The 25,921-nt window shown below is 63.4% G+C and carries 26 protein-coding genes and 4 pseudogenes; 12 read left to right on the forward strand and 18 right to left on the reverse strand.

All coding sequences use genetic code 11. The annotated features are described in order from the left end of the window. The first annotated feature begins 50 nt into the window (after positions 1-50). Positions 51-287, forward strand: coding sequence for a hypothetical protein (locus K6I40_RS13955; RefSeq protein WP_222919650.1), 237 nt, complete (start codon positions 51-53; stop codon positions 285-287). A 35-nt stretch (positions 288-322) separates the two neighbouring features. Here the strand turns inward: K6I40_RS13955 and K6I40_RS13960 are convergent. From K6I40_RS13960 to K6I40_RS13970, 3 genes and pseudogenes are all read right to left on the reverse strand, one after another. Next, positions 323-1,191 (reverse strand): annotated as a pseudogene (locus K6I40_RS13960) (class 1 fructose-bisphosphatase). Position 1,192: 1 nt separating this feature from the next. Further along, complete coding sequence (locus K6I40_RS13965; protein WP_222919651.1) at positions 1,193-1,987, reverse strand: class I fructose-bisphosphate aldolase; 795 nt, start codon at positions 1,985-1,987, stop codon at positions 1,193-1,195. 251 nt (positions 1,988-2,238) lie between these two features. Further along, positions 2,239-2,976: a hypothetical protein gene (locus K6I40_RS13970; protein ID WP_222920372.1), complete on the reverse strand. Its 738-nt coding sequence runs from the start codon at positions 2,974-2,976 to the stop codon at positions 2,239-2,241. Between the two features lie 147 nt (positions 2,977-3,123). On the opposite strand from K6I40_RS13970, the gene K6I40_RS13975 reads away from it, so the two are divergent. Both K6I40_RS13975 and K6I40_RS13980 read left to right on the forward strand, forming a co-directional pair. Beyond that, positions 3,124-3,978 (forward strand): 3-hydroxyacyl-CoA dehydrogenase NAD-binding domain-containing protein, encoded by an 855-nt coding sequence (locus K6I40_RS13975; RefSeq protein WP_222919652.1) that lies wholly within the window; start codon positions 3,124-3,126, stop codon positions 3,976-3,978. Positions 3,979-4,074: 96 nt separating this feature from the next. After that, a complete protein-coding gene (locus K6I40_RS13980) occupies positions 4,075-5,391 on the forward strand; it encodes a hypothetical protein (RefSeq protein ID WP_222919653.1) in 1,317 nt (438 codons plus the stop codon). A gap of 23 nt (positions 5,392-5,414) precedes the next feature. Here the strand turns inward: K6I40_RS13980 and K6I40_RS13985 are convergent, their stop codons facing one another. Together K6I40_RS13985 and K6I40_RS13990 are read right to left on the reverse strand one after the other, a co-directional pair. Beyond that, the gene (locus tag K6I40_RS13985) at positions 5,415-5,834 is read right to left on the reverse strand and encodes a thiol-disulfide oxidoreductase DCC family protein (RefSeq protein WP_222919654.1); all 420 of its coding nucleotides are present in this window, start codon (positions 5,832-5,834) and stop codon (positions 5,415-5,417) included. A 59-nt stretch (positions 5,835-5,893) separates the two neighbouring features. Next, the gene (locus tag K6I40_RS13990; RefSeq protein WP_222919655.1) at positions 5,894-6,940 is read right to left on the reverse strand and encodes a phytoene/squalene synthase family protein; all 1,047 of its coding nucleotides are present in this window, start codon (positions 6,938-6,940) and stop codon (positions 5,894-5,896) included. 131 nt (positions 6,941-7,071) lie between these two features. On the opposite strand from K6I40_RS13990, the gene K6I40_RS13995 reads away from it, so the two are divergent. The 3 genes from K6I40_RS13995 to K6I40_RS14005 all read left to right on the forward strand — a co-directional run bounded on the left by K6I40_RS13995 (position 7,072) and on the right by K6I40_RS14005 (position 9,961). Next, positions 7,072-7,740 (forward strand): SDR family oxidoreductase, encoded by a 669-nt coding sequence (locus K6I40_RS13995; RefSeq protein WP_222920373.1) that lies wholly within the window; start codon positions 7,072-7,074, stop codon positions 7,738-7,740. A gap of 488 nt (positions 7,741-8,228) precedes the next feature. Further along, positions 8,229-9,377, forward strand: coding sequence for an acyl-CoA dehydrogenase (locus tag K6I40_RS14000; protein ID WP_222919656.1), 1,149 nt, complete (start codon positions 8,229-8,231; stop codon positions 9,375-9,377). Positions 9,378-9,499: 122 nt separating this feature from the next. Beyond that, positions 9,500-9,961 carry a hypothetical protein gene (locus K6I40_RS14005; RefSeq protein WP_222919657.1) on the forward strand — a complete coding sequence of 154 codons (462 nt, stop codon included), beginning with the start codon at positions 9,500-9,502 and terminating at the stop codon, positions 9,959-9,961. Between the two features lie 76 nt (positions 9,962-10,037). Here the strand turns inward: K6I40_RS14005 and K6I40_RS14010 are convergent, their stop codons facing one another. After that, the gene (locus tag K6I40_RS14010; RefSeq protein ID WP_222919658.1) at positions 10,038-10,337 is read right to left on the reverse strand and encodes a PadR family transcriptional regulator; all 300 of its coding nucleotides are present in this window, start codon (positions 10,335-10,337) and stop codon (positions 10,038-10,040) included. Between the two features lie 47 nt (positions 10,338-10,384). Continuing rightward, positions 10,385-11,287 (reverse strand): DUF3267 domain-containing protein, encoded by a 903-nt coding sequence (locus K6I40_RS14015; protein WP_222919659.1) that lies wholly within the window; start codon positions 11,285-11,287, stop codon positions 10,385-10,387. 107 nt (positions 11,288-11,394) lie between these two features. Here K6I40_RS14015 and K6I40_RS14020 point away from each other — a divergent pair, with 107 nt between their 5' ends. Continuing rightward, positions 11,395-11,691 carry a hypothetical protein gene (locus tag K6I40_RS14020; RefSeq protein WP_222919660.1) on the forward strand — a complete coding sequence of 99 codons (297 nt, stop codon included), beginning with the start codon at positions 11,395-11,397 and terminating at the stop codon, positions 11,689-11,691. Between the two features lie 32 nt (positions 11,692-11,723). On the opposite strand, the gene K6I40_RS14025 is transcribed toward K6I40_RS14020, so the two are convergent. Further along, positions 11,724-12,050, reverse strand: coding sequence for a hypothetical protein (locus K6I40_RS14025; protein WP_255682048.1), 327 nt, complete (start codon positions 12,048-12,050; stop codon positions 11,724-11,726). Between the two features lie 146 nt (positions 12,051-12,196). On the opposite strand from K6I40_RS14025, the gene K6I40_RS14030 reads away from it, so the two are divergent. Then, entirely contained in the window at positions 12,197-13,618 is a 1,422-nt protein-coding gene (locus K6I40_RS14030) for a heme o synthase (RefSeq protein WP_222919661.1), read from the forward strand. A 455-nt stretch (positions 13,619-14,073) separates the two neighbouring features. On the opposite strand, the gene K6I40_RS14035 is transcribed toward K6I40_RS14030, so the two are convergent. From K6I40_RS14035 to K6I40_RS14045, 3 genes are all read right to left on the reverse strand, one after another. Further along, positions 14,074-15,627 carry an SLC13 family permease gene (locus K6I40_RS14035; RefSeq protein WP_255682049.1) on the reverse strand — a complete coding sequence of 518 codons (1,554 nt, stop codon included), beginning with the start codon at positions 15,625-15,627 and terminating at the stop codon, positions 14,074-14,076. Between the two features lie 142 nt (positions 15,628-15,769). Continuing rightward, positions 15,770-16,015, reverse strand: a complete 246-nt coding sequence (locus tag K6I40_RS14040) for a hypothetical protein (RefSeq protein ID WP_222919663.1) — start codon at positions 16,013-16,015, stop codon at positions 15,770-15,772. Between the two features lie 185 nt (positions 16,016-16,200). After that, positions 16,201-17,268: a M42 family metallopeptidase gene (locus tag K6I40_RS14045; protein WP_222919664.1), complete on the reverse strand. Its 1,068-nt coding sequence runs from the start codon at positions 17,266-17,268 to the stop codon at positions 16,201-16,203. Between the two features lie 164 nt (positions 17,269-17,432). Here K6I40_RS14045 and K6I40_RS14050 point away from each other — a divergent pair, with 164 nt between their 5' ends. Both K6I40_RS14050 and K6I40_RS14055 read left to right on the forward strand, forming a co-directional pair. Continuing rightward, entirely contained in the window at positions 17,433-18,602 is a 1,170-nt protein-coding gene (locus K6I40_RS14050; protein ID WP_222919666.1) for a beta-ketoacyl synthase N-terminal-like domain-containing protein, read from the forward strand. Beyond that, a complete protein-coding gene (locus tag K6I40_RS14055) occupies positions 18,599-18,994 on the forward strand; it encodes an OB-fold domain-containing protein (protein WP_222919667.1) in 396 nt (131 codons plus the stop codon). The genes K6I40_RS14050 and K6I40_RS14055 overlap by 4 nt, the downstream gene beginning before the upstream one ends. A gap of 71 nt (positions 18,995-19,065) precedes the next feature. Here K6I40_RS14055 and K6I40_RS14060 read toward each other — a convergent pair whose 3' ends face one another. The 4 genes from K6I40_RS14060 to K6I40_RS14075 all read right to left on the reverse strand — a co-directional run bounded on the left by K6I40_RS14060 (position 19,066) and on the right by K6I40_RS14075 (position 22,159). Next, the gene (locus tag K6I40_RS14060) at positions 19,066-20,010 is read right to left on the reverse strand and encodes an alpha/beta hydrolase (protein WP_222919668.1); all 945 of its coding nucleotides are present in this window, start codon (positions 20,008-20,010) and stop codon (positions 19,066-19,068) included. A 193-nt stretch (positions 20,011-20,203) separates the two neighbouring features. Continuing rightward, positions 20,204-20,440: a UPF0058 family protein gene (locus K6I40_RS14065; protein ID WP_222919669.1), complete on the reverse strand. Its 237-nt coding sequence runs from the start codon at positions 20,438-20,440 to the stop codon at positions 20,204-20,206. Positions 20,441-20,642: 202 nt separating this feature from the next. Further along, entirely contained in the window at positions 20,643-21,740 is a 1,098-nt protein-coding gene (gene meaB / locus K6I40_RS14070; RefSeq protein ID WP_222920375.1) for a methylmalonyl Co-A mutase-associated GTPase MeaB, read from the reverse strand. 2 nt (positions 21,741-21,742) lie between these two features. After that, on the reverse strand, positions 21,743-22,159 hold the full coding sequence (locus K6I40_RS14075; RefSeq protein ID WP_222919670.1) for a cobalamin B12-binding domain-containing protein: 417 nt from the start codon (positions 22,157-22,159) through the stop codon (positions 21,743-21,745). Between the two features lie 235 nt (positions 22,160-22,394). Here K6I40_RS14075 and K6I40_RS14080 point away from each other — a divergent pair, with 235 nt between their 5' ends. Further along, positions 22,395-23,069, forward strand: coding sequence for an HD domain-containing protein (locus tag K6I40_RS14080; protein WP_222919671.1), 675 nt, complete (start codon positions 22,395-22,397; stop codon positions 23,067-23,069). Between the two features lie 44 nt (positions 23,070-23,113). On the opposite strand, the gene K6I40_RS14085 is transcribed toward K6I40_RS14080, so the two are convergent. The 3 genes and pseudogenes from K6I40_RS14085 to K6I40_RS14095 all read right to left on the reverse strand — a co-directional run. Next, positions 23,114-23,800, reverse strand: coding sequence for a LysE family transporter (locus tag K6I40_RS14085; RefSeq protein ID WP_222919672.1), 687 nt, complete (start codon positions 23,798-23,800; stop codon positions 23,114-23,116). 98 nt (positions 23,801-23,898) lie between these two features. After that, positions 23,899-24,090 (reverse strand): annotated as a pseudogene (locus K6I40_RS14090) (hypothetical protein). Between the two features lie 168 nt (positions 24,091-24,258). Further along, positions 24,259-24,849: pseudogene (locus tag K6I40_RS14095) on the reverse strand (class I SAM-dependent methyltransferase); the annotation flags it as partial. Positions 24,850-24,894: 45 nt separating this feature from the next. Here K6I40_RS14095 and K6I40_RS14100 point away from each other — a divergent pair. Next, positions 24,895-25,894 (forward strand): annotated as a pseudogene (locus K6I40_RS14100) (IS630 family transposase). Positions 25,895-25,921: the final 27 nt, after the last annotated feature.

Raw genomic sequence — 25,921 nt, forward strand, 5'->3', positions numbered from 1 at the left:
GCCCGCTCTCACACTCTCACGCGCCCGACCGATTCCCTGAAGGTCCATAGATGAGTAACGATACTTCCCGACACTCCCGTTCCGACCGCGGTCCCGTCCGAACCGTCGCGAGCGGTGTCCTCAGACTCCTCGGCGACCTGCTCGCCGTTTCGCTGTGGGTACTGTTTCTGACGCTACTTTTCCTCGAGACCGCCTGGCCCCGCTGGGTGTTCTATGCCATGCTCGTGATCGGCGTCGCAGTCTACGTAACCGTAACGGCGGCCTGGACGAGAGACGGCGATAACTGATGCGACCTGAAACGCTGCGATGACCCGCAGCGTCGCTACGCGAGCGTCGCCTCGAGTCGCTCGATCAACTCCTCGTTCCCGATGTGGACCGGCGTCCGGTCGTGGAGGTCATCGGGCTCGACGGCGAGCAGCGACCGCGTGCCGTTCGAGGAGCGACCGCCGGCCCGCTCGACGACGTAGCCGATCGGGTTCCCCTCGAACTGGAGCCGGAGCTTGCCTCGGGCCGGGACTCGAGTGCCGGATAGCCGAAGGTGCCGCCGTAGCTGAGCACCTGGTTGACGTCGCCGATCAGCGCGCCGCCGTAGCGGAGTTTGAGTTCGGATTCGATCTCGCGGGCGTACTCGCGGAAGTCAGCGGGCCAGTCGGGGACGCGACCGCCGAAGCCGTAGACGACCGGCTCCGCGGGAATGGTGAGATCGTGCTCGACGACCGTCCGCTCGCCGTCGGAGAGTTCGTACTCGGTGACGATGTCGTCGGTCGCGATCACCATCGTCGTGATCGGCCCGTAGAGGACGAAGCCGGCCGCGACGAGCGTGTCACCGCGGGCCGGAAGGGCGGCGTCGTAGACGCCGAAGATCGTCCCCATCGTATTGTTCGATTTGAGGTTTGAGGAGCCATCGAGTGGGTCGACCGCGACGGCGTACGCGTCGGTCGACGAGGGATCGTCGCCGCAGTCGACGACCGTGGCGCGTTCCTCGCTGGCGTACTGGCCGATGCCGTCGATTCCGGCGATGCGATCGCCGAGCAACTCGTCGGCCCAGACGTCGGCCTCGGCCTGGGTCTCGCCGCTGGGGTTCTCCCCGTCGACCGTCCCGCGGCGGCCGATTAGCCCCTGCCGGATCTCGGTCGCCGAGCGACCGATTGTCGCCACGACGTTCTCGACAACTGGGTCGGACACCGTCATCCTATTCGGTGGCCTCGAGTGCAGCATCAGCAGTTGCCTCCTCGTAGATGACTTCCTCGAGCGCGTCGAGAAGTTTAGTCGGGTCCTCTCGCTGCCAGACGTTGCGGCCGACTGCGAGCCCGCTCGCGCCGGCGTTGACGGCGGCCTCGACGGTCGAGAGGAAGTCATAGTCGGAGGTCTTCGAGCCGCCGCTCATGACGACCTTCATGTCGCCCGCGGCCGTGCAGGCGTGCTCCATGGCGTCGGGGCTGCCGGGGTACTTAACCTTCGCAATGTCGGCACCGACCTCGAGAGCGATGCGGGTCGCGTAGGAGATGGTGCCCGGCTTGGTGTCGTTCTTGAGTCCCTGGCCACGCGGATAGGACCACATGACGACGGGGAGGTCGTACTCGCGGGCCTTCTCCTGAACTCGCCGGAACTCCTCGTACATCTCGACCTCGTGGTTCGAGCCGCTGTAGACGGTAAAGCCGACCGCGTCGGCACCAATCTCGGCCGCGTAGTCGACCGAGCAGTTGATCGCGGAGTCGGGTTCGCCCATCCACATGTTCGACGTCCCGTTGAGCTTCAAGAGGAGATTAACGTCGTCCTCGTAGCTCGGGTAATACCCCTCCGCAATCCCCTTCTGAACGGCCATCGAGGTGACGGCGTCGTGGGTCGCCGTCTCGAAGACCGTCGACGGATCGAGCTTCTCCGGTACCTCTTCGAAGTCGACGGGCCCGTGCTCGAGCCCGTGATCCATCGCCAGAATCAGTGACTTACCGTCACGAACGATCGGAGAGTCGTCGATCGGAATCATCTGTTAGACGGTCCAACAGGCCGCTATAAATCTCTGATGGTCCAAGTTATCGAAATTGAGTATAAAAGTAGTAATCACACCGATTTTGACCGCAAATCGTGATCCGTGATTGACTGATTACTGCCTGACACCGATCCGAAAAGCGACACTTCGCGCTCGAGTTGTGATCTCCGCTCCGCTCGAGTTATAATCTCTGCTCGAGTCGAGGTCAGCCGCTCGAGTCGATGCACCGGATTTCAACATCAAGCGGGTCAGTTGCTACGGAGTTCGCGCGCGTTGTGTCGCCACGTCCGGACGTGCAGGACGTTCAGTTCGAGGGCATTGGCGACGGTCATCGCGTCGATTGTCGCCAGTCGCTTGACCGATCGGACGCCGGCCTCGGCCAATGCGTCGGCGTCGTTGGGGCCGACCCCTGCGACCGCCGTGACCGACGTCGGTCTGGGATACGGCCGTTCCGACGGGGGCTCTCGCTCGAGCGCGATGGGTGCCGAGTGGTCGTATTCGAAGGTCTGCCAGTCCTCGTCGTCGCTGACGGCGATCCACTCGCGTTCGGCATCGCCCAGGCCCCGCACTTCGTTCGAGCGCCGGTCGAGGTCGCCCTCGCTCTCGAACGACCACGGCAGCGAGTAGCGCCGACGGAGGGTGTCCGCGATCGGTTCGTCGACGCCCTCGTCGAGCAACATCCGGTAGGAATACACCTTGTCGGCGATGGTGTCCGGGTCGATATCGACCGCCTCAAGGACGTCGCGCTCGCCCGGTTCGATCGCCGCGTTGGTCTCCGAATTGGGTTCCGCGTCGGTCGCGGCCTCGGCTGCCTCGGACAGCTCCGCCTCGTCAAACTCGAGTTCGACGGCGGTGTCGGTATCGGCGGCTGAGTTACCGTCATCGCTAACGTCGACGGTAATTCCGATATCGACGACACGTCCCCCCTCGTCGCTCTCAGTCGTCGTCCCCGTTTCCGTGTCGCTGACGGCGTTTTTGTTGCTCACGCGGGTCACCGGTTGTCCGTAGCTCACACTGTCTCATCTTGAAACTTATCCTCGACCGTCAGCTTCCGGACCGAACCGAACTGATGACGTGGTCCCGGCAGTGGGACCGACCAGCACGCTTACGGCTCCGACCGAGGAAGCGTTCGTATGGTTCGCGAGCAGATCGACCGGATCGGCGTCGTCGGCGCGGGAACGATGGGTAGCGGCATCGCACAGGTCGCGGCGACCGGCGGCTACGACGTCGTGATGCGCGACATCGAATCGGAGTTCGTCGAGAACGGCTTCGACACCATCGACGACAGCCTCGAGCGACTCGATACCCGAGGCGACCTCAAGGAAGAACCGGCGACGATCCGCGACCGAATCGAGGGAACGACGCTCCTCGAGGACCTCGCGGGTTGCGATCTCGTCGTCGAGGCGGCCCTCGAGGAGTTGAGCGTTAAACAGGAAATCTTCGCGGACCTCGAGCGGATCTGTGACGAAGACGTCCTGCTGGCAACGAACACGAGTACGCTCTCGATCACCTCGATCGCGAGCGACCTCGAGCACCCCGAGCGCGTGATCGGGCTGCACTTCATGAATCCGGTCCCGATCATGGAGGGCGTCGAGATCGTCGTCGGTGAGAAGACGACTGACGAGGCGACTGCGCTGGCCAACCGACTCGCCGAGGACCTCGGCAAGACGACCTGGGAGGCCGACGACAAGCCCGGCTTCGTCACGAACCGCATCCTGATGCCCTGGATCAACGAGGGAATTCGCGCGTACGACGAGGACGTCGCCACGAAGGAGGACATCGATACAGGAATGGAACTGGGGACGAACGTCCCGATGGGACCGCTCACGCTCGCCGATCATATCGGTCTCGACGTCTGTCTCCACGCGTCCGAAACACTCCACGAGGAACTTGGCGATCGATACAAGCCCGCCTACCTCCTCAAACGGAAGGTTGAGGCGGGCGACCTCGGGAAGAAGACGGGCGAGGGGTTCTACGAGTACGAGTAGTCAACCGTTGGTCACCGGACCGAACGTACTGCGCTCGACCCAATTCGTTTCAAATAGACGTAATTTATTTTAGGGTGACATCCGTATTCAGAGACGATGCGAATCAGCCGCCCCGTTGTCATCATCGTCCTCTGTAGCCTCGGCGTGGTCGGTGTCACCGCCGTCGCCGGCGCACCCCCTCCGGAGCAACTCTGTGGCGTCTGTGGTCCCAGCACCGCGAACGACGCCGAAATCACCGGTGCGACGGGCCAGGGAACGCTCGATATCTACGTCGACGAGACCGGCAACTCGCGATGGCACACTCGCGTGCCCGTCAACGAGTCGGCCGCCGAGCGATATCAGGCGAACGCGACCGCGCTCGAGGCCGCGGTCGACGACGCTTGGGCGCGGTCCCACGCCGCCGACGGTGACGTTCGGGCCGTGGAATCGACGCTCGAGAACCAGACGGTTGTTGTAAACTACACCGTGGCCGACGTGGCCAAACGCGGCGTCGGAGACACCTGGCTCCTCGTCTACTTCATGACCGGAACCTCGACCACACGCTACGAGGTCGTGGCCGAGCGAGTGACGATCCACACCCCCGACGGGACGGCGATTACAAATCACATCAGCGCCGCTGCGGTCGACGGGAACACCGCGACGTGGACCGACGACGTATTCGACGATCAGACGTACATCACCTACGGTGACGGCGGCCTCCTCGACACCGCAAGGGGGTACGCGACGATCGGTCTCGAGGTCGGTCCGACGGCGCTCGTCCACGGGGTAGCCGTCGGGTTCGTCCCCGGCGTGATGATCGGCCTCCTCGGAGTCGTGATCGGTCGTGGCACCGTCGGACGCGCTGCGTATGACGCAACGGTGGGCCGCCTCGGCTTCGAGCGACCGACGGTCGACGCGGTGACGCTCAATCGACTGGTCGTCGCCGTCGGTACCGTCGGTGCGGTCGGACTACTCGTTCTCGGGGCGGTGACGACTAGTCGGACATTTCCGCTGGACGCCGTCGTGTTGTCGTCGCTGGGATTCGGATACGCGCTGCTCGGAACGCTCACACGCCGTCTCGGCGGTCGGATCGAGACGCGCGGACTTGTCGGCCTCGCGCTACTCGCGACGATCGCCGCCGCCGGCTACACCCGACTGCTCGCCGGAGTGGTGCTCTATCCGCCGCTTCTGTTCGGATTCGCCACCGCACTCTTCCTGCCGATCGGCTACGCGTTTGAGCGCGGTCGGCGTCCGATTGCGCTCCTCGTGGCTGTCGGTATCCTTCCCAGCGCCATGCTCGCCCTCGGTGGTCCGATGAGGGTGAACGTCTTGACTGGCGTGCTCGCCATCCTCGTGTTTCTCCCGTGGTTCGTCGCCGTCGCGCTGTTTGGCTACCCGCTCGCGCTGCTCGGGCGACAACTGGCGACGACCTGAACGAAGAACCTACACGAGTACCGTTACTCGAGGAACCGGGCACCGACATCGACGTCCGCCGGCGGCATGGCACACTGGTCTTTCTTCCCGAACCAGCGATAGCGGCGGGCGGCGACAAAGTCGTAGACGCCGTCTCGGAGTCGGCGCGGGAGGAAGCGAAACGGGCCGAGCAGGGCGTAGACACCGCCGAGGTGTCTCGCAATCCGAATCGCTGCGGCGGATTTGACGTAATGGTCGTCGCCCTCGATCAGGACGATCGACTCGAGTTCGTCGGTTGGGAGACCGTGTTCGGCGAGCAACTCGTTGCCGATGTCGGACTGGAGCGAGGCGAAGCGTAGTTTCCCGTCGGTATCCCGGGGCAGAATGAACTGGACGAATCCGTTACAGAGGTTGCAAACGCCGTCGAAGAGAATAATCGGGTCGTCCGGGATCTCCGAACTCATTGGATACTGTTGGTTAGTACTGGCAGGAGTTCAACGTACCGATCGGCGAGGTATCGCCCCTACTGGTGAAGCGGCTGTTCCGCCATCTTGCTGCGGAGTTCCTCGAGGCGCGAGCGGGAGACGCCGTCCTCGAACTGCTGGAGGAGCGCGAACACCTCCGCTCGAGACACCTTGACGTCGCCCTCGCGAACGACATCCTCGGGGCGCTCGCGAAGTTCTCGGAGCGTTCCGACGGCGAGCAGGTAGGGGATCGCCCACGCGGAGAGCCGGTTGCCGTTGTGTTCGGGCACGACCTCGAGGTAGCGCTGGGCGTCGTCGAGGTAGTTCTCGGCGCGGCCTGTCACCCGCTGGATGACGTTCGTGACGCCACCGTGGTGGACCTCGTCGGTAACTGCCTCGACATCGACATCCTCCGCCGCGAGCCACTCAGCGGGAAGGTAGACGTTGTTCTCCTCATGATAGTCGTCTCCCACGTCCTTCGCGATGTTGACCAGTTGGAGGAGGAGGGCAAAGGAACGGGCGTTCTCTCGCATCTCCGTCGCTCGCTCCTGAGAGGTGCCGCGAGCGACCAGACCCGTGATCAGGGTCCCGACGGTGCCGGCGGCGTACCAGCAGTATTCCTCGAGTTCCTCGATGGTCTGGAGTCGAAGGCCACCCTCGGTGGCATACCGGTCGGTAAACATCGCCATGCCGTCGACGAGTTCGCGGACCGGCTCGCGCATGATCTCGCGGGGCTCCTCGTCGAGCGATTCGAAGGTTCGGAGGACTCGCGGCGTCTCGGCGACGACCTCCCAGTCGTCGTTTCGGTCCTCGGGAATCCACGGCTCGACATCGTGCATAAAGGTCGCGATCGATTCCTCGGCGTCCGGATCGAGCAGCCGATCGTACTCGGCGAGCAATTCAGTCTGCCTTTCCGGCGGGATATGCCCCGCGTCCTCTATCGTGTCTGCGATTCGACAGAGGAGGTACCCGACACAGATGTGTCTCGCCATCGGCTCCTCGAGCCGATCGATCGTGATCGAAAAGGTCCGCGAAACGCCGTGAACCGCATCATAACACCACTCGAGGTCGGCGTCAGTGGGGGGTTCGGGCTGGCCCGTGGTCATCTACTCGAGTTAGTTTCGTGACCATCCGGGAAAAACGCCGCGGTCGCGGCGTGATCTTCCGCCCAGCGGTGAACGCGGCTATCGGAGGGCGTCGAACTGACCTCGTCCCGGCGTATCACGACACAACTGGTATGCCGGCGAGCGGCGAAGTCACGATCGTGAGCCAGTCCATACTTATCGCCGGTTCGCACGGCCAAGTCGGACACCATATCACGGAGATACTCGGTGGAGGTAATCGGACCGCTCGAGCGATGGTCCGAAAGGAGTCCCAGACCGAGGAGATGGCGGCACTGGGTGGAGAACCGGTCGTGGCGGACCTGACCGCAGACGTCGACCACGCGGTCGAGGGCTGTGACGCGATCGTCTTCGCGGCTGGCTCCGGCGGCGAGGACGTCTACGGCGTCGACCGCGACGGTGCGATCAATCTGATCGATGCGGCCAGCGAAGCGGGCGTCGACCGGTTCGTCATGCTCAGTTCGATGGGGGCGGACGATCCAGAGTCGGGACCAGAACCCCTTCGAGACTATCTGATCGCGAAGGCCGAAGCCGACGAGTACCTCCGTAACAGCGAGTTGAACTATACGATCGTTCGGCCGGGTGAGCTGACCAACGAGTCCGGCACCGGTGAGATACGAGCGGGCGAGGACCTCGGGCTAGATTCCGGTGATATTCCCCGTGAAGACGTCGCACAGACGCTCGTGACAGCGATCGACTTCGAACCGGTGTACGGAGAGACGTTCGAAATTCTGTCGGGAGAGGAGTCGATAGAGGACGCGCTCGAGGCAGTCAGCTCGAGTTGACGGCAGACGGAAACGGTATACGAGATTTGAACCGTGAGACACCGAAAAGCGAGCATCCTGCACATACTGGAACGGGAGAGTTTCACACCCTCCCTAACCAATCCGCTCGCTACTCACGGTTCCTTCAGGTCACCGTTCGCTGGCGAGGAGATCCACACCGTTCACCCTCACAGCGCTCGCCTATCCACCGGAAGACGCATTGCGCCGTCCGAGCAGTCACTCACGAGTTTGCGACAACCTCGCGCAATTTCGTCGCGCAGTTCGCCGTCGGCTCACGGGTCGCTTCGCTCCCCGTTCGCTAACCGAGGCCGTCACTTCGTTCGGTCTCACACGGCTCGCTGCGCTACAGCGCGCGCCACCGCAGTCGAACGTCACAGTCCGCTGGAGATCCCCGGATCTGTGGCACGAATCTCGAGGGGTGCCAGCTTCTCGAGACGGTATCGACCGGAGAGCGAACAATAAAGGGGCGAGGTCGCCCATTCGAACGTATGGATTTCGCACTTTCGGCCGAGCAGCAACAGATTCGAGATATGGTCTCGGAGTTCGTCGACGAGGAGGTCGTCCCCGTCGCCGAGGAGATCGACCACGAGGATGAGTACCCTGCCGACCTCGTGAGCGAGATGGCCGAACTGGGCCTGATGGGAATGCCCTTCCCCGAGGAGTATGGCGGTGCCGGGCTGGACTATCACTCCTATGCGATCGGCCTCGAGGAGATCGCTCGGGGCTCGGGCGGCCTGGGAACGATCGTCGCCGCCCACACCTCACTGGCGGGGAACATGCTCTACGAGTTCGGCGACGAGTCACAGAAAGAGGAGTACCTGACGCCGCTGGCCGAGGGCCGGGATATCGGCGCGTTCGCGCTTTCGGAGGCCGGTGCGGGCAGCGACGTGCCGGCGATGGAGACCACCGCCCGGAAAGAGGGCGACGAGTACGTCATCAACGGCGGCAAACTCTGGATTTCGAACGGCTCCGTGGCGCAGACAGTCACGCTCTTCGCGAAGACCGATCCCGAGGCGGGCAACAAGGGCATCTCCTCCTTTATCGTCCGGCCCGAGGAGGACGACGGCTTCATCGTCGAGGGCACGGAGGACAAACTCGGCGACAAGGGCTGTCCGACCGCCGAACTGCGGTTCGACGACCTCCGTATCCCGGAATCGCGACTGCTCGGCGAGGAGGGCGAGGGCTTCGTCCACGCGCTGAAGACGCTCAACGGCGGCCGCATCACGATCGCCGCTCGCGGCGTTGGCATCGCCCGCGCGGCCTTCGAAGCGGCACGCGACTACGCCAACGAACGCGAGCAGTTCGGCCAGCCGATCGGCGAGTTCCAGTCGATCAAACACAAGCTCGCGGACATGGACACGAAGATCCAGGCCGCGAAGATGCTCATGCACAAGGCCGCGGACAAGAAGATCCGTGGCGAGGACTACATCAAGGACGCCTCCCAGGCCAAGCTCTATGCCTCCGAAGTGAGCCGCGAGGTGGCCAACGAGGGCATCCAGATCCACGGCGGCTACGGCTACACCAAGGACTTCGCCGCCCAGCGGTTCTACCGCGACGCCAAGCTCAACGAGATCTACGAGGGCACTAGCGAAGTGCTTCGGAACACGATCGGCGATCAACTGCTTGAAGAGTCATAATATAACCAACTATCTGTATGTTGGATAGTATTCAGATTGTGTATAGTTAGTAATTATATCATAGAATAATATTTATCACTTCCAGTAGGGTACAAACCTTCATGCAGTATAGATGAGGTGTGGTGATAACAGCTATCTGTTTGTTATCTGGATGTGGTAGTAATAATCTCAGAGGAGCAGTAAAAAACGATGATGAAGCGCCCAACGAGGATACTAATAAGCATTATTCGACAGATTCAATTGGATCAGAGCACGTGGAATTGGTTGGTTATATATCAAATAACGGTTCTGACGAAATAACCGCCAAAAACCACACTAACGACGTATTCAACGACATCGCACTGTTCAAGAACCTGTTCTCCGAGGTTGAAAGCGGGCAGCGAGGAACTGAAACGATCGGGGGGACAGAATACGACGTCGTGCGGTCGAATCGATTCGGTTCGGATTCCGATGCCGCAATCAACGGGACGTCTGTATACGAGCGGCTGCCCGTCAAAAACCCGTCCGAGCATCCGGAGGGTAGATACGTCGCGTACAAGCATAAAGTGATCCGCGTGGTGCTCCAGCGGGAAACCAACGAGTGAGGCGATTCTCTCGCCGTCACTGCGTCGACGTGTAACGGATCTGAACCGATCTATATTCGCGGAACCTGATAGAGGCCTAATCCCGCGGTTCAGTATCCACGAGACACTCCCGAATCCACTCGGCGTGTTCACGGACCCGCTGCTCCCCGCCATCGGTCAGCGCGTAGACGTCGTGCAGCCCCTCGGTTCGTTTCTCGACGAAGCCCGCGTCGACCAGCGCCGACAGCGAGCCGTAGAACGATTTGGGATCGAGCCGGTCGTCGTAGTGGGACTCGAGACGTGATTTTAGCTGCTGGCCGCGCAGTTCGCCGTCTTCGGCGGCGGCGAGCAGGAAACAGATGTCTCGGCGACGGCCGCTTCGAAGCCACTTGGTCATACGTCGCTGTCCGTGCGATGGATGCTCGAGCGTTACGGTTTCCGCTCTTACTCGGACTCGAGACGCCGATGGAGGGTCGCGACAACCGTCCACGCGAGGCCGCCGAGGGTGGCCGCGCCGAGCAGCGCCCGATCGCCGATCTCGAGGAAGGCGGTGCCGCCGGGCCGGCGGTCGTGGTGGAAGAGGAGCCAGCCCCGATCCGGATCGCCGAGGACGACGTCGCCGGAGCCGAAGGCGAGCGAGAGCAACACGGCGAAGAGTGCGTAGGCCGCGACCGCTGCGAGGGTGCCGACGCTGCCGGTCAGGAACCGCGCCAGGAGCGACGCCCCGGGGAGGCGGTTCACCTTCTCGTCGGTGCCGTAAATCCCGAAGCCTTGAACGTCGTCCGGCGGGTCGCCAACGCGAACGTCGGCGGGGTACTGACAGAGGACGGCGGCCATCCAGAGATCGCCGATCGACCCGGCCGCGTTCGCCGCCAGCGGGACGATCAGCAGCGGTGTGGGGACGACGACCATCGCGGCGAGACCGACGGCAGTGATCACGACGAACGGCGCGAGCAGGGCGACGAGCAGTTGATTCCGCGTATAGCTCGCGCCGCTGGTCTCCGCGTAGGCGTAGGGCAACACGAAATAGGAGACACCGATGCCATAGTTCGGCGACTCGCCGTAGCGAGCCATGAACACCCCGTGAAGCAGTTCGTGGGGGACGACCACGCAGACGAGCAGTCCGATGGAGACGGCGAGCCAGCCCACTACCGTCGGCGGCGAGGATGGCGCGATCACGATCGGCTCGAGCGAGGCCCCGCGGAGCCGCGCGAGGACGTGACCGAACGAGTAGGCGAAGCCGAAGAATCCCACCGCAGAGACGGCGAGCCACTGGATGGCGACCGATCGCGTGAGTCGAAACGTGGCAAGCGGTCGACGGGCCGAAAGGGAATCCAAACGGCTCACTGGGCGAACCCTCGAAGGCGACCGAAAAATCGGTGTCGATGTTCGCCCTCCCAAACGTCTCGACTGGAACCGACAGGTTCCCGGTGGGTGCGTCCAGACTGGTGAGTATGACCGACGATCGGATGGCCGAGGCCAACGGGATCAAGGCGACCTATGAGGAGACCGAGACGGAACGGGTCCTCGCGTTCGAACGCGACGCTGGCGAGTACGGGGCGGCCGGGACGGCCGCGATCGCACAGAACATCGAGGGGTACGCAATGTTGAAAGTGCGCCCGTCCGCGGACGGCGACGAGCTCGAGCGCTACTACGGGTTCGATATGGCTCTTGACCACGCCGGGGAGCTGCTCGGCGTCTCGCCGCACAACCTGCCGATTCCGGCAGCCGCCGAAGACATGGGGATGTAGCCGGATACGGCCGACGAAACGTAACGGAGCGATCAGACGACGAAGGCGGCGATGATGAGCAGTCCAAAGTACAGCACGACAAGGACGCCGAGCGCGTATATTCGAAAGCGCCGCAGTTCCACGCGCTCCTCACGGGCGGCCCGCTCGACGGCTGCTCGCTCCCGATCGGAGAGGCGGTCGGGATGCTCGAGCCCGCGGTGAAGCGATTCTAACTCCGCTCGCTGAAACGGCCGGTCGCAGTACGGACAGCGGACAGGCGGTTCGTCGTCCCGAAGATTGATCTCGGGACCGCCGGGAGATGCGGGCGCTGCAGTCGTGGTATCGGTTGCAGGTGCGTGACGACGCGATTCACCGGACACGATCAGCGCTACGAGGTCCGGCCCAATCCCTCTTCGGTCGGCTCTCGCGGACTGCGTCTCCGGCCGACCCACCGAACGGGTCCGTAACAGGTGGAAAAGCGAGAGCCCTAAATACGCGGAGTCGAACGGTGTAGACGAGAATAGCCGTGGCAACAGAGTCGTTCCCCCGTCCGATCGGCACGCGGCGCCGCTTTTCCGCACTGCTCACAGCGACCGCGCTGGGCGTCTACCTGCTGTTGATCGTCGGCGCGACGACTTCGCTCACGAACGCGGCCGCGTCGTGTTCGACGTGGCCAACCTGTCACGCCCCGGTCAACCCGCTGAACCAGACCGAACTCGCGATCGCGTGGGTCCACCGACTCACTGCCGTCGTCGTCGGCCTACTCGTCGCCACGACAGCGTATGCCGCCATCTTCGGTGACGCCTCGCGGCGCGTCCGAGCGACGCTCGTCGTCGCCGCCGTGCTCTACGTCGTTCAGGTGGGTGTCGGTGCCATCACCGCAACGATCGGCCCCGAAGCGGTCCTCCCCGGCCTCCACCTCGCGCTCGGCCTCGTGATCTTCTCGGGCGTCGTCCTCGCGCTCGCGTGGGACCTCGAGCTCGCGACCGGCAGCGAGGACGAGGACGGCATCGACTCGCCGGACCCCCTCGAGGAGGAAGTCCCAACCGCGTCCGAACGCACGCTTCCCGCGAGTCGACTGGATCGCGCCCAACTCACCGCTTTTGCGTACTTTCAGATGATGAAACCGCGGCTGATGTGGCTGCTCTGTCTCGTCGCCGCCGCGGGGATGGCGCTGGCCGCCGGCCCCGGCCTCGAAATCGCCACGATCATCGCGACGCTCGGCGGCGGCGTCCTCGCGATCGGTGCCTCGGGGACATTCAATCACGTCCTCGAGCGCGACGTCGACCAGAAGATGTCCCGCACCGCCGACCGGCCGCTGGCTGTCGACCTGATCCCGGTCCGGAACGCGCTGGCGTTCGGACTCGCACTGACCGCGGCGTCGCTGGCCGCGTTCCTGACGATCAATCGGCTCGCCGCGGCGCTCGGACTGGCCGCGATCGTGTTCTACAGCGTCATCTATACGCTCTTGCTCAAGCCGAATACGGTCCAGAACACGGTCATCGGCGGCGCTGCTGGCGCGTTGCCCGCACTCATCGGCTGGGCGGCTGTCACGAACGAGATCGGCTGGCCCGGGCTCGCACTTGCAGGCGTCATCTTCCTCTGGACGCCGGCGCACTTCTACAACCTCGCGCTGGCCTACAAGAACGACTACGCCCGCGGAGGGTTCCCGATGATGCCGGTCGTCCGCGGCGAGACCGTCACCCGAAAGCACATCCTCTACTACATCGCTGCGACACTCGCGAGTTCGATCGCACTGGCTTGGATCACCGACCTCGGCGCGCTGTACGCCGGCACGGTCGTGCTCTTCGGGGGGATCTTCCTCTGGGCCGCCGTGCAACTCCACTTCGAGCAAACCGAGGCCGCCGCGTTCCGGTCGTTCCACGCCTCGAACGCGTTCCTCGGGGCCGTACTGGTCGCGATTCTTATCGACGCGCTCGCGTTCTGATTCCGGCTTTCGGCAGATTCTACAGCCGGAGCGCCGCTCGTCGCTCTTCTACGTCGAGTCGATTGTGGGCGGGGAAGCGAACTCCGCAAGTACGGTGGCTACCGTCGTTCCCAGATATAGTAGCCACTGAAAGTCACTGCACACCGGATCGCACGACGGTAGCGTGGTTCGGAGCGAGCTACGTGAGCGAGAACCGCGGACTATGCGATCGGCGTGTAAATCGTTTCAGTTGGTACTATAGAACAGTCGGTCGTCGGTCCCGTCGCCCCGTCGCCCCCGTCGCCGTTCGCGAGGACGGCGAGCAGATCGACCGTCATTGCCGAACCGGTCAGCGATGGGACGATTTCCTGTAGCGCTCGTCGGTATCCATATCGAAGGAGAAGAAGGCCCGAGTCACCGGTGAACGACTGCGTGTACTCTTGAAACCCATGCGTTCACCGCAGCAATCCGTGCGTTTACCAGAGCAGGTGGGGCCAGACGAACGTAAACAGGACCCAGATGAGCCCCGTCAGGACGACGGTCATAATCGCATTCAGCACGAGTCCCGTCCGGAGCATGTGACGCTGCTTGACGTAGCCGCTACCGAACACGATTGCGTTCGGCGGCGTCGCGACCGGGAGCGCGAAGGCAAAGCTCGCGGCGATCGTCCCGGCGACCGAGAGGAAGAGTGCGGTCGAGAAGTCGGTCAGCCCGAGCGTCGCCGAGAAGACGCTGCCGAGACTGATCAGGATTGGGACGATGATGCTGGTCGTCGCAGCGTTCGACGTCATCTCGGTCAGGAAGATGACCAGCAACACGACCGCGCCGATAACGAGGACGATTGGTGCGCCGACGAGCCCGCTGAACGCCGTGTTCGCGATCCACTCCGTCGCACCTGTGTCTGCGAGGGCGTTCGCGAGCGAGATTCCCCCGCCGAACAGCAACAGCGTCCCCCAGTCGATGTCGACCAGTTCATCCCACTCCATCGTATCGGCCAGCACGAGCGCGGGAACCGCGGCGACGCCGACCATCACGTAGTAGAGCAGCCCCTGATGGCCCTCGACGCCGAAGACCGTCATCCCGTCCCCGCCGAACAGCGTCGTCAGCCAGACGCTCGAGAGGTACGGTTCGAAGAACTCGCCGAGCCCGCCGACCATCCAGAGGCCGGCCGTCGCGACGAAGATCGCCGCCACCCGCTTGCCGCGGGGATCGAGCTCGCCCATGGCCTCGAGTTGCTCTCGGGCGGTGGCTCGAGCCGCCCCGACTTCCGGAACCTCCGGCGGATACAGCACGTATGTCAAGATAAACCAGACGAGCGGGAGCGTCACGACGACGACCGGGAAACCGACGAGGAACCAGTCTGTGAACCCAATCTCGTAGTCCAGAATGGCATTGAGTTGGCCGACAAGAATCGCGTTCGGTGGCGTTCCGATGATCGTTCCAACGCCGCCGACGCTCGCAGCGTATGCGGTCCCGAGAAGCATCCCGATCTGGAGGTTCGTGAACTCGGCCGTCGATTCGGCGGCCCCACCGTCGGCAATCGTTTCAGACGCCTCAGCGTCCTGCGTCTGGGTCTGCGACGACGCGAGATCGTCGCGATCGAGCACCTGCGTGAGGACCCCGACCGCGATGGGCGTCATCATCGCGGCTGTCGCGGTGTTCGAAACCCACATCGACAACATGGCAGTCACGATCATGATCGCGAGGATCAACCGTCGCGGTGAGCTGCCCATCTTGGCGATGGAGTACAGCGCGATCCGCCGGTCGATATCGTACTTTTGAATCCCGTTCGCGAGCATGAAGCCGGCCAGGAACAGGAAGATGATGTGATCCGCGAATCCGACGAGAGCGGCGTCCATCGAGTCGTAGACGCCGGTACCGGTCAGCAACACGGGAATTGTCAGTGCGGTGACCGCCAGCGGGAGTGTGCCGCTCACCCAGAGAAAGCCGGCGAAGAACATCGTCGCAATGGCGTACTGCCCCGTCGTCGAGAGTCCCGATGGAGCGGGCGCGGCCGCGATCGCCACCATCCCGATCCCTGCAAGGAGAAATTGTAGTATTCGGCCATTTGAGCCGCCTAGCAGTCGATGTATCATTGATACAGCGAAGATTGTCACTATTATTGTTAAACTCTTCCATTTGCGAACGCGCCGCACAGTGACAGCTAGACAGCTAGAAGTGGTCGACGACCGCCCGTACCTGATCGCCAGTGAGTTCGGAGCCGTAGAGTTCCAAGAGCGTCTGTCGGCGGGAACGAGACAGCGACCGACTCCCGCTCTCGAGCATCGAGAGATGGGCCTGCACAAGTTCGTCGATTTCCCGTTCGACCGCCCGCTGGTCGTATCCGGCCGCGACCCGGAGGAGTCGCCACGCAAGTGGAGAGACCGCGTCCGGATCCGGACCGTCAGAAGCGTCCATGATAGTCAGCTACGAGAGACATGAAAGGCATCGTTGAAATGTGCTTCGTCAGGCACCGCTGAGACCCGCCATGCTCGGCGCGCCGAACGAGTCGAACCGTCGCCGTCGGTGCCGTCGCCGGTCGCCATCCGCTCTATCTGCGATGGAGGTGGACAGACCGTCGGGACCGCTTGCGTACGAGCCGGTCAGAGCGTGTAGTCGTACTCCCCGTCTTCGGTCGCGAGGAACGCCTCGAGCAGGTCGATCGTCGCCGCGATGTCGTCGACGTGGGCGGTCTCAGTCACGGTGTGGAGATACCGGGTCGGGACCGAAATCGCGCCGACGGGTTTCGCGCCCGAGGCCTGCTGGAACCCCGCTGTGTCAGTGCCGCCCGACGGCAGGATCTCGAGCTGGTGGTCGATCCCACCATCCTCGGCGAGCGACTGGAGGCGGCCGTGAAGCTTCGGGTTCGTGATGACGCTCGAGTCTTTGAGCTTGATCGCGGTCCCCTCGCCGAGTTCGGTGACGTGTTCGCCGGCGTCGAAGCCAGGGATGTCGTTGGCGACGGTGACGTCGAGGGCGAGTGCGAGGTCGGGGTCGATGTCGACGCCCAGCGTGCGAGCACCCCGCAATCCGACTTCCTCCTGGACGGTTGCACAGAAGTGAATTGTCACGTCGGGATCGGCCAGCCGGCGGGCCGCCTCGAGCATGGCGAACAGGCAGACTCGATCGTCCAGTGCCTTGCCGGTGATCGTCTCGCCGACGCGCTCGGTTGTCTGGGTCATCGTGACGAGGTCGCCGGGCGAGACGCGCTCCGCGAGATCCTCGTAGGGGAGGCCGGGATCGACGACGACGTCCTTGACCTCGGGTGTCTTCTCCCGTTCATCCTCGTCTAACGTGTGGGGCGGCGGCGAACCAATGACCGCCGGAATATCCTCGTCTTCGGCGTGGATCGTCACGCGCTGGGCCTTCAGTACTCTCGCGTCCCAGCCGCCGAGCGCGTCGAGTTCGACGAACCCGTAGCCGTCCTCGTCTCCGCGGACGTGACGCACCATGAAGCCGATCTCGTCCATGTGGGCCGCGACGGCCACCGAGTAGTCGCTCTCGCCCTCGAGCGTCCCGACGACGTTGCCCATCGCATCGGTGCGCACGCGGTCGACGCTGTCCTCGAGGTCCTGGACGACGAGTTCGCGAACGCGATCTTCGTAGCCGGGAACGCCACTCATCTCCGTCAGTTCCGTCAGGAGATCCAGATCGAACGGAACGCTTGTCATGATCTCACGTGTGGCGCGACGAGGTATAAGCGCGTGGAAACGAGCGAAACACTGCCGTGAGCCGAGACGAGAGATTCGCTCCGAGAGGTTGAGTATATTATTGCGACGGACTCCATCGCCGTAACCGCGGAGTATTAACGGATCCGTCTACTACACGTGTGTATATGAGTGACGTACGTGTCGCAGGCACAGGGCTAACGCCGTTCGGGAACAACCCCGAACGGACCGGCCGAGGGCTCTTTGCCGAAGCCAGTATTACGGCCTTCGAGGACAGCGGCGTTCCCCGGGACGACGTCGAGGCCGTCCTCTACGGGAACTTCATGGGTGAACTCTCCGAGCATCAGGGCCATCAGGGGCCGCTGATGGCCGAAGCAGCGGGGGTCCAGGCCCCCGCGACCCGCTATGAGTCCGCATGTGCCTCGAGTGGCACCGCGGTCCGAGAGGCGGTCAAACGGATTCGCAACGGCGAGAACGACGTGTTGCTCGCCGGCGGGGCAGAGCGGATGACCAACCTCGGCACCGCAGGCGCGACCGAAGCGCTCGCGATCGCCGCCGACGACCTCTGGGAGGTCCGCGCCGGCGTCACCTTCCCCGGCGCGTACGCGCTGATGGCACAGGCCTACTTCGACGAGTTCGGCGGCGAACACGAGGATCTGGCCCACATCGCCGTCAAGAACCACGCGAACGCCCTCCCCAACGAGAAAGCCCAGTACCAGCGCGCGATCGAGGTCTCGGATGTCCTCGAGGCCCCACCGGTCTCGGAACCGCTCGGTCTCTACGATGCCTGTCCGATCTCGGATGGCGCATCCGCGCTCGTGCTCACGAGCGAGTCCTACGCCGAGGAACACGACCTCGAGGCCCCGGTCGCGATCACGGGCACCGGCCAAGGCGGGGACCGGATGGCGCTGCACGACCGCGACCACCTCGCTCGCTCGCCCGCCGCACGCGAGGCCGGTGAGGAGGCCTACGCCGACGCCGGCGTCGACGCCGGTGACGTGGACTTCGCGGAGGTTCACGACTGCTTTACCATCGCCGAGGTGCTCGCGCTCGAGGCGCTCGATCTCGAGCCGATCGGTGAGGGAATCTCGGCGGCCCGCGACGGTCGGACGACCGCGGACGGCGAGATGCCGATCAATCTCTCGGGAGGGCTGAAAGCCAAGGGCCACCCGGTCGGCGCGACCGGCGCGTCCCAGATTGCCGAAGTCACCGACCTGCTGGCCGGTGAGCATCCCAACAGCGAACACGTCGACGGCGCGACGACCGGCGTCGCCCACAACGCGGGCGGCACGGTCGCGAGTGCGACCGTTCACGTTCTGGAGGTGGTGGAGGAATGAGCGACTCCGAATCGAGCGTCACCGACGCCGGCTTCGACGAGTGGCTCGCGGCCGCCGAAAACAACGACGCCTACTACCTCGAGTGTGCCAACGGGCACGGCTCCCTGCCGCCGCGTCTGGTCTGTCCCGACTGTGGATCGACCGATCTCACGGAAGTCAAATTACCCGAAACCGGCGATATTCAGACGTTCACAGTCACGCACGTCCCGACGCCGGCCTTCGAGGAGGACGCACCCTATGCGACTGCCATTGTGGACTTCGGCCCCGTTCGCCTCACTGGGCAGGTCGTCGGTATCGATCTCGAAGACGTCGAAACCGGGCTCACCGTCGAACTCGAGATCACGGTTTCGGAGACGACAGGCGAGCGCGTGATCAGCCTCCGACCGGCGTAACCCGTCCTATTTAGCCGCGACGATAGTGCATCGCTTTCTCACTCGATCGCGGAAGCCGTTTTCGGACTCGACTACTCGCCGGAGCCGATCCCGGCCCGCGGAAGTTCCGCGCTCAGATATTCGACGAACTTGTCGGGGTGTTCGGCGTGGGGCAACTGCGTCGCGTAGTCGATGACGACCAGATCGAGGTCGGCCGCCTCGGCGAGGTCCCGGCCTTCTCGGAGCGGGACGAGTTCGGCGTCGCGACCCCAGACGAGCGTTGTCGGCGTCTCGAGGGCGGCCAGCTCTGTCGCGAGGTCGAAATCGGGGTCGAGGGTGCCCGCGGCGAAGGAGGCAGGGGCGTAGCGCGCGCCGGGCTGGTGGGCGCTGTCCCAGGCGTACGTGACTTCCTCAGCACTGATCCGGTCGGAATCGTAGTAGCCGTCGCGATCGTAGAAGTACCGGATCGAGGGTTTGCTCGCGAGCAGGTTGTACAGCGTTGTGCCGACGACCGGCGTCCGGAGGAGGGTCCGGACCCACGGCCGCTCGTCGCTCGTCTCGTCGGTCGGGCAGATCAAGACGAGGCGTTCGAAGTCGGTCTCGTCGGCTGCATCGACGGCGAACGGGCCGGACAGCGAGGAGGCGACGACGATCGGCTCGTCGGTGACGTTGGCCGCGAAGTCGCGGATGAACTCGGCGTACAGCGTTGCGGAGTAGACCAGCGGCGGCCGCTCCGAGCGGCCGAATCCGGGAAGATCGACTGCGTAGACGTGGTAGTCTTCGGCCAGTTGCTCGACGATCGGCTCGAACTCGTGGCTGCTCGCGCCCGTATAGATCCCGTGAAGGAGGAGCATGTCGGGATCGTTCGGATCGCCGGCGACGGTGTAGGTCGTCTCGATTCCCCGCCAGCGATACGTCCGCTCGATGCCGACCAATGGGCTCTCGAGGTCGCTCGCACGTCGCTTGAGGAGGCGGTTCCCGAGGACGGCACCACCGACGGTTCCGAGGGCGACACCGAGGACTGTTCGGGCTTTCATAGAGGACCGTAAGCGGCCGATGGCCTTAGACTTCAGGTTCAGGGTCAGAACCTGCTAGAATCAATCCGTGGCACAGAACCGGTGGTCAGCGGCCGGACGTGAACGGGATGTGAACGCGAATTGTGCTCTTCTCCCTTGCTACTAGGTAAAGCGGGAGTTCATGTTGAGTCCCACGCTTTAGTGACGGGGGAGTTCAAGACGCAATCGTCTGCTCTGGTGGCGAGGATCCGCAAACGGACTCAATGATAGCAACCAGTAGAAGGCCGATCGCTCTTTCGTGTGCTTCTTTCCGGCGGTGAATGTGCGCCGGACGGACCGGTTGCGCGTCGTAGTCCTCGAAGCTGTCGGATGGAACACCCTCCTCTCGTTCGAGATACACGCGAACTTCGAACAGCAGCGCGTGGAGATTGATGAGCTCCTGTTCCTTCATAGCTATTCCTTATGGATGTGGGCCGGATAGCTATTTTTGAGACTGCTTTTAAGTGTAATGATCTGGGTGACAGCCTCTTCTGTTGGTTCCGTTCCATTTCACATCAAATATTTTCGTAAAACGAGGGTGTCTCACCGAAAGTGTCGTCTCTGAGACGACCGAAAATCGCCACGAAGGATCGTCTCTGCTCCCCATCGGAACGTTACTCCGCGTTCGAACCATCGCCCGTCTCGAGGTTTTCGACGCAGGCCTCGACAGGTGCGAGCACGTCGCCGGCGATCGAGTAGGGGTCGGTCTCGCCTCGCCGCACCGCGTCGGCGAGCTCGTCGATCCCACCGCTCGAGGCGAGTTCCTCCTCGAGCAGGGAGTGGACGTCCTCGCGCAACAGGGCGCGGATCTCTTCGGCGTAGCGCTGTCGAACCTTCTCGGCAAGCGTGCCGGAGTCAACGAGGTACATACGATGGTTTGCGAGTTCGTCAATGAAGGTCTCGACGCCGGTTCCTTTGGTCGCGACCGTCTCGACGATGGGCGGGGTCCAGTCCGCCGCTTCGTCGTCCGCATTGTCTTTGTCGGCGGCGTCGCCTCGGCCGTCACCGCCGCTCATCGCGTCGGCACCGTGGTGGCCGCCGCTCCCGCCCGCGAGCCCGCTTTCCTCGCCGAGATGGACCATCTCTCGCAGTTCCTGAACCGTACGATCCGCGCCGTCGCGGTCGGCCTTGTTGACGACGAATACGTCGGCGATCTCGAGGATACCGGCTTTCAGCGTCTGGATGTCGTCGCCCGATCCCGGTGGGACGAGGACGGCGACGGTGTCAGCGGTTCGGACGATGTCGATCTCGTTTTGGCCGGCACCGACGGTCTCGATGATGATCTTGTCCTTGCCGAAGGCGTCCATCGCTTTGACGGCGTCCGCCGTCGCCGTCGAGAGCCCGCCGAGGGTGCCGCGGGCGCTCATGGAGCGCACGAAGACGTCCATATCGCCCACGGTAGAGGCCATCCGGATCCGGTCCCCGAGGACGGCCCCGCCGCTAAAGGGCGAGGAGGGATCGATCGCGATGATCCCGACCGTCTCGCCGCGGTCGCGGTACTCCTCGGCGAGTTTGTCGACCAGCGTGGACTTGCCCGCGCCCGGCGAGCCGGTAATGCCGATCACGTCGGCGTTTCCCGTGTGCGCATAGAGCGCCGAGACGAGATCGCGATACCCCTGCGACCGGTTCTCGATCTTCGAGATGACCCGGGCGAGCGCGCGGTGTTCCCCTGCAAGCAGCGCCTCGAGCAGCGATTCGTCGTCGGGATCCATGGTCATCGCTGCGGCGCGTTCTCGCGAACGAAATCGATGGTCTCATCGATCGAGGTCCCGGGACCGAAGATCGCCGCGACGCCTTCCTCTTTAAGTCCGTCGCGGTCCTCCTCGGGGATGACGCCGCCGACGAGGACGAGCGTGTCGTCCGCGGCACCGTACTCCGCTAAGCCGTCCATGATCTTCGGGACGAGCGTGTCGTGAGCGCCCGAGAGAATAGAGATACCGAGCACGTCGACGTCTTCTTGCACCGCGGCCTGAACGATTTCCTCTGGGGCTTTGTGCAGTCCGGAGTAGATGACCTCGAAGCCGGCATCCCGGAACGCGCGTGCAACGACGTGAGCGCCGCGATCGTGGCCGTCGAGACCGACTTTGGCGACGAGACACCGAATCGACTCCGCGTCCTGTTCGCTACTCATACTCACCCATACCCGAGCCGACTGTTTGACTTTAACGGAAAATGGTGGTAGTTGCAACAGCAGTGGCGAACCGTTCCGCCCCGATTCGAGCCGAGAGCGCTCGCTCCCGGCCCGCACCGATCGAATCACGTGACTGTCATCTCTCAGCGAAACCGGTCCGAACCAAAGGCTAAAGAACGAAACGACCGAACATTCCGGTAATGACTATCGTTCGTCTATTGCGGAGGGATCTATCGTGGGCGTTGAAATAAAGGAAACGCGGGTGACCGACGCCGAGTTCGAGGAGATGAAGGGATTCGTCTTCGAGTACCTCGCCGCCAGCGTCGAGAAGGAAGAGGAAGGCGGCCGCATGCGCTGGTACCCTTGGCACTCAGCCGAGTACCGGCACAATCACATCCTCAACGTCGTCGATCTCGCGACCGACATCGCCGAAGCGGAGGGTGCGGACGTCGACGTCACCCGCGTCGCCGCCCTCTTTCACGACGTCGCCAAACTCGAGACCGACCAGGAACTCCACGCCGAGGCCGGCGCTCGCGTCGCCCGCGAGTACCTCGAGTCCCGCGCCGAGTATCCCGAGTCGTTCATCCAGCAGGTGTGTCGCGCCATCGAACACCACTCCTATCAGGGCGATTTGACGGATCTCGCGCTTGAGGCCCAGTGTCTCATCGAGGCCGACCTGCTCGACAAGGTCGGCGCGAACGGCACCGCCCTGATGCTGTTGCGAATGGGCTACGAGGCGCGCACGCACATGGACTGCGACGAGATGGTCGAGCGCGTCCTCGAACGGGGGTACGACGCTGCCTCGCGCGTCCAGAGCGAGACCGCCGAGGGCATCGCCCACCAGCGCCTGAAACGCGTCAAGTGGTTCCGCGAGTGGCTCGAGGACGAAATCGCCGCGTTAGGCGAGTAACCGTCGATCCGCGACCGGCCGCTCGGGCGGCGATAGCCAGCCGCTCAGACGATTCGTAGGGTTCCCAATAGGAGGAAGAGCAGCCCGAATCCCACGAGGACGACGGCGCTCAGTGCGGCGACCACGGGCGCGACGGCGTCGACGCGCTTCCCCGCTGCGACCAGCGCTGCCGGATAGGCGACAATCCAGAGGGCGATCCCACCAAAGAACCCGACCAGCAGCGCCGGTGAGCCGGTCTGGACGACTAACGTCCCCTCGAGTGCCCCACCTACGGCCGGCGCGTAGGATAACACGTCGAGCGTCCCCGGCTCGAGCAGGCCGACGCCGACGGTGAGCCAGAAGCCGATCTGGTATGGGTTGGTCAGGGAGAGGACGAACGTCTTCCGGAACCCCTTGGCAGCGGCCCGGCCGGCGTCGGTAAACGACGTGGCGGCCCGTGCTTCACTGATCGCGCCGACCGCGAAGTACACCATCAGACACCCGCCAGCGAGGTAGAGCACCGGGCGGACGACTGGAACACTGTCGAGGACGGCGACGATACCGGCGAGCGTGAGCACGAAAAAGATCACGTCCGCGAGCATCGCGCCGAGACCGGCCCGGAAGCCGGCCGCCCAGCCGCGGACCACGCTCTCCTCGGCGATGAGTGCGTTCATCGGCCCTGGCGGAGCCGCGAGGGCGAGTCCGAAGACGACGCCGGCCAGTGCAGTGACGACGAGAGAGGCCCCAAACATCAGTCTCGAGTGGACGAGCCGTCGTGAAAAGGACAGTGATCCGGTCGAAATGGGCGTTCGACGGACCCGATCACAGCCGGTTCGAGGGGCCAAGTGTGTCAGTCCGACTCCGTCGTTGGTCTCGTCTTGCCCTCGAGGATGCCGGGTGCGACCGAACATCCACAGGGCGTTGCGATCCGTTCGAGGGGACCGCGCATCGTCACCTGCTAGATCGGTCTCCCACAACGAGGGCAGTCGGGGAGCGACGCCCGTTCGCCGGTGTCGTCGGCCGAGTCGGTCACCGATCCCACCCCGGACTGGTGAGACGGGACGGCCGTTCGTTGACGGTCGCGTAGGCGCTCGAGCGCATCGGTCGAGTCAATCTGTCGGGCAATATAGTTTTACAGTCATCTTATTTTGACTTATATCTACTGAAAAGGCCGGGAAAATAGGGTGCAGTCAGGATCGTTCGACACTGATCAGAGATCCATATCGGCAACACACGAGCGCATCGGGTACGATTGTGTCCCGCCGCTCGAGCGGCGCGCAACCAGGGTCGCGACCGCGACGGTTCCGTCACCGTTTCCATCGCCGTCCCCGTTGCTCGTGCCCTCGTCAATTGGCCGTCGTCGTTCCTCGTAGGAGAGGATCGTCAGATCCAGACACGCCCGGAGCAGGTCGTTGGACCGATAGCGATAGCGGTCGCTCGAGGGACCGGCGACCGGATCGCTCGAGCGGAGGTGGTGTTCGTAGACTAACACGCCGCCGGGGGCCAGTGCCTCCTTGAGGGTCGGAAGGTGCTCGAGGGCGGCGAAGAAGCTCACGGTGATCACGTCGTAGCGCCGGTGGCCGACGTCGAAATCGGCCAGATCGGCGCGCAGCCAGTTCACGTCAACGCCTCGCTCGGCGGCCCGGGCGCGTGCCCGCTCGAGTCCGGCCTCGGCGATGTCGACCGCATCGACGTCGTACCCGTGCTCAGCCAGGAAGAGCGCGTTTCGACCGGTCCCAGTCGCGACGTCGAGCGCCCGCTCCTCGGGGAGCGTCGCGATTCGGTGCTCAAGTTCCGGAATATAGTAACCGTTAGAATTTTCGCCCGTAGGTTGTTACTGTAGACAATGGACCATCTCGACGAGATTTCCGTTGAAGAACTCCAAGACGCCCTTGACAAGGTTGAGGGAAACAAGCCGACACAACGGTTGTTAGCGGCGATTGCGTACAAGAACGGCGTGACACAGACCGAACTTGCAGAGTGGCACGACACTGGTCGAAGGACGATCTACAGTTGGCTCATGCGACTCGATACGGACGAACCGCTTGAGCAAGCCGTCTCTGATGCTCACCGATCCGGGAGAAAACGAAAGCTCTCAGAAACACAGCAAGAAGAGTTTGAACAAACCGTTCACGAACCTCCCGAGGAAGTCGGGATCGACGCGCCGGCATGGACGCCGGCGCTCGTCCAGGAGTTTCTTGAAGAAACCTACGGCGTCGAGTACTCCTATCCGAGTTGCCGGCGGTTGCTCAAAGAAGCTGGATTGAGTTACCAAAAACCGCGCCGCACAGCCGACGAAGCCGAGGAATCCGACACAGAAGAGTTCCGTGACGAACTCAAAAAAAGCGAGCGGAGATGGACGCCACAGTAGTCTGCATCGATCAGACCAAGAAATCCGTCCAGGTTGAGCCGCGTGCCGCGTGGTTTCCGCGCGGCACGCGGCCGAGCGTCGAACTTTCTGGCCAACGCGACTGGACGTGTCTGCTCGGCGCGATCACCGAAGACGGCGAGTGCTTCTTCTCACGATTCACCGAGTACGTCACTGCCGATCACGCGAAACATTTCATTCTCGCGTTATGCAAAGAATTCGAAGAAGATCTAATCATCGTGCTCGATGGAGCGCCGTATTTCCAGGCATCGGCCGTCACGGACCTGGCGGCCCGTGACGACCTCGCCTTCGTCACGTTACCGGCGTACTCTCCTGAACTCAATCCGGTCGAAGAGTGCTGGCGACAGCTCCAAACGGCTCTCAGCAATCGGTTTTTGACTCACTTGGCGAGTTAACAACGGCGATCGATACCGCACTTAATCAGCTCTCTGTACCAAAGGTGAGCAGTTATTTCTAACTCCTACTATAGGGTCGTCGGCGGGCT

This window comes from Natrinema sp. SYSU A 869 (assembly GCF_019879105.1).
GTDB lineage: Archaea > Halobacteriota > Halobacteria > Halobacteriales > Natrialbaceae > Natrinema.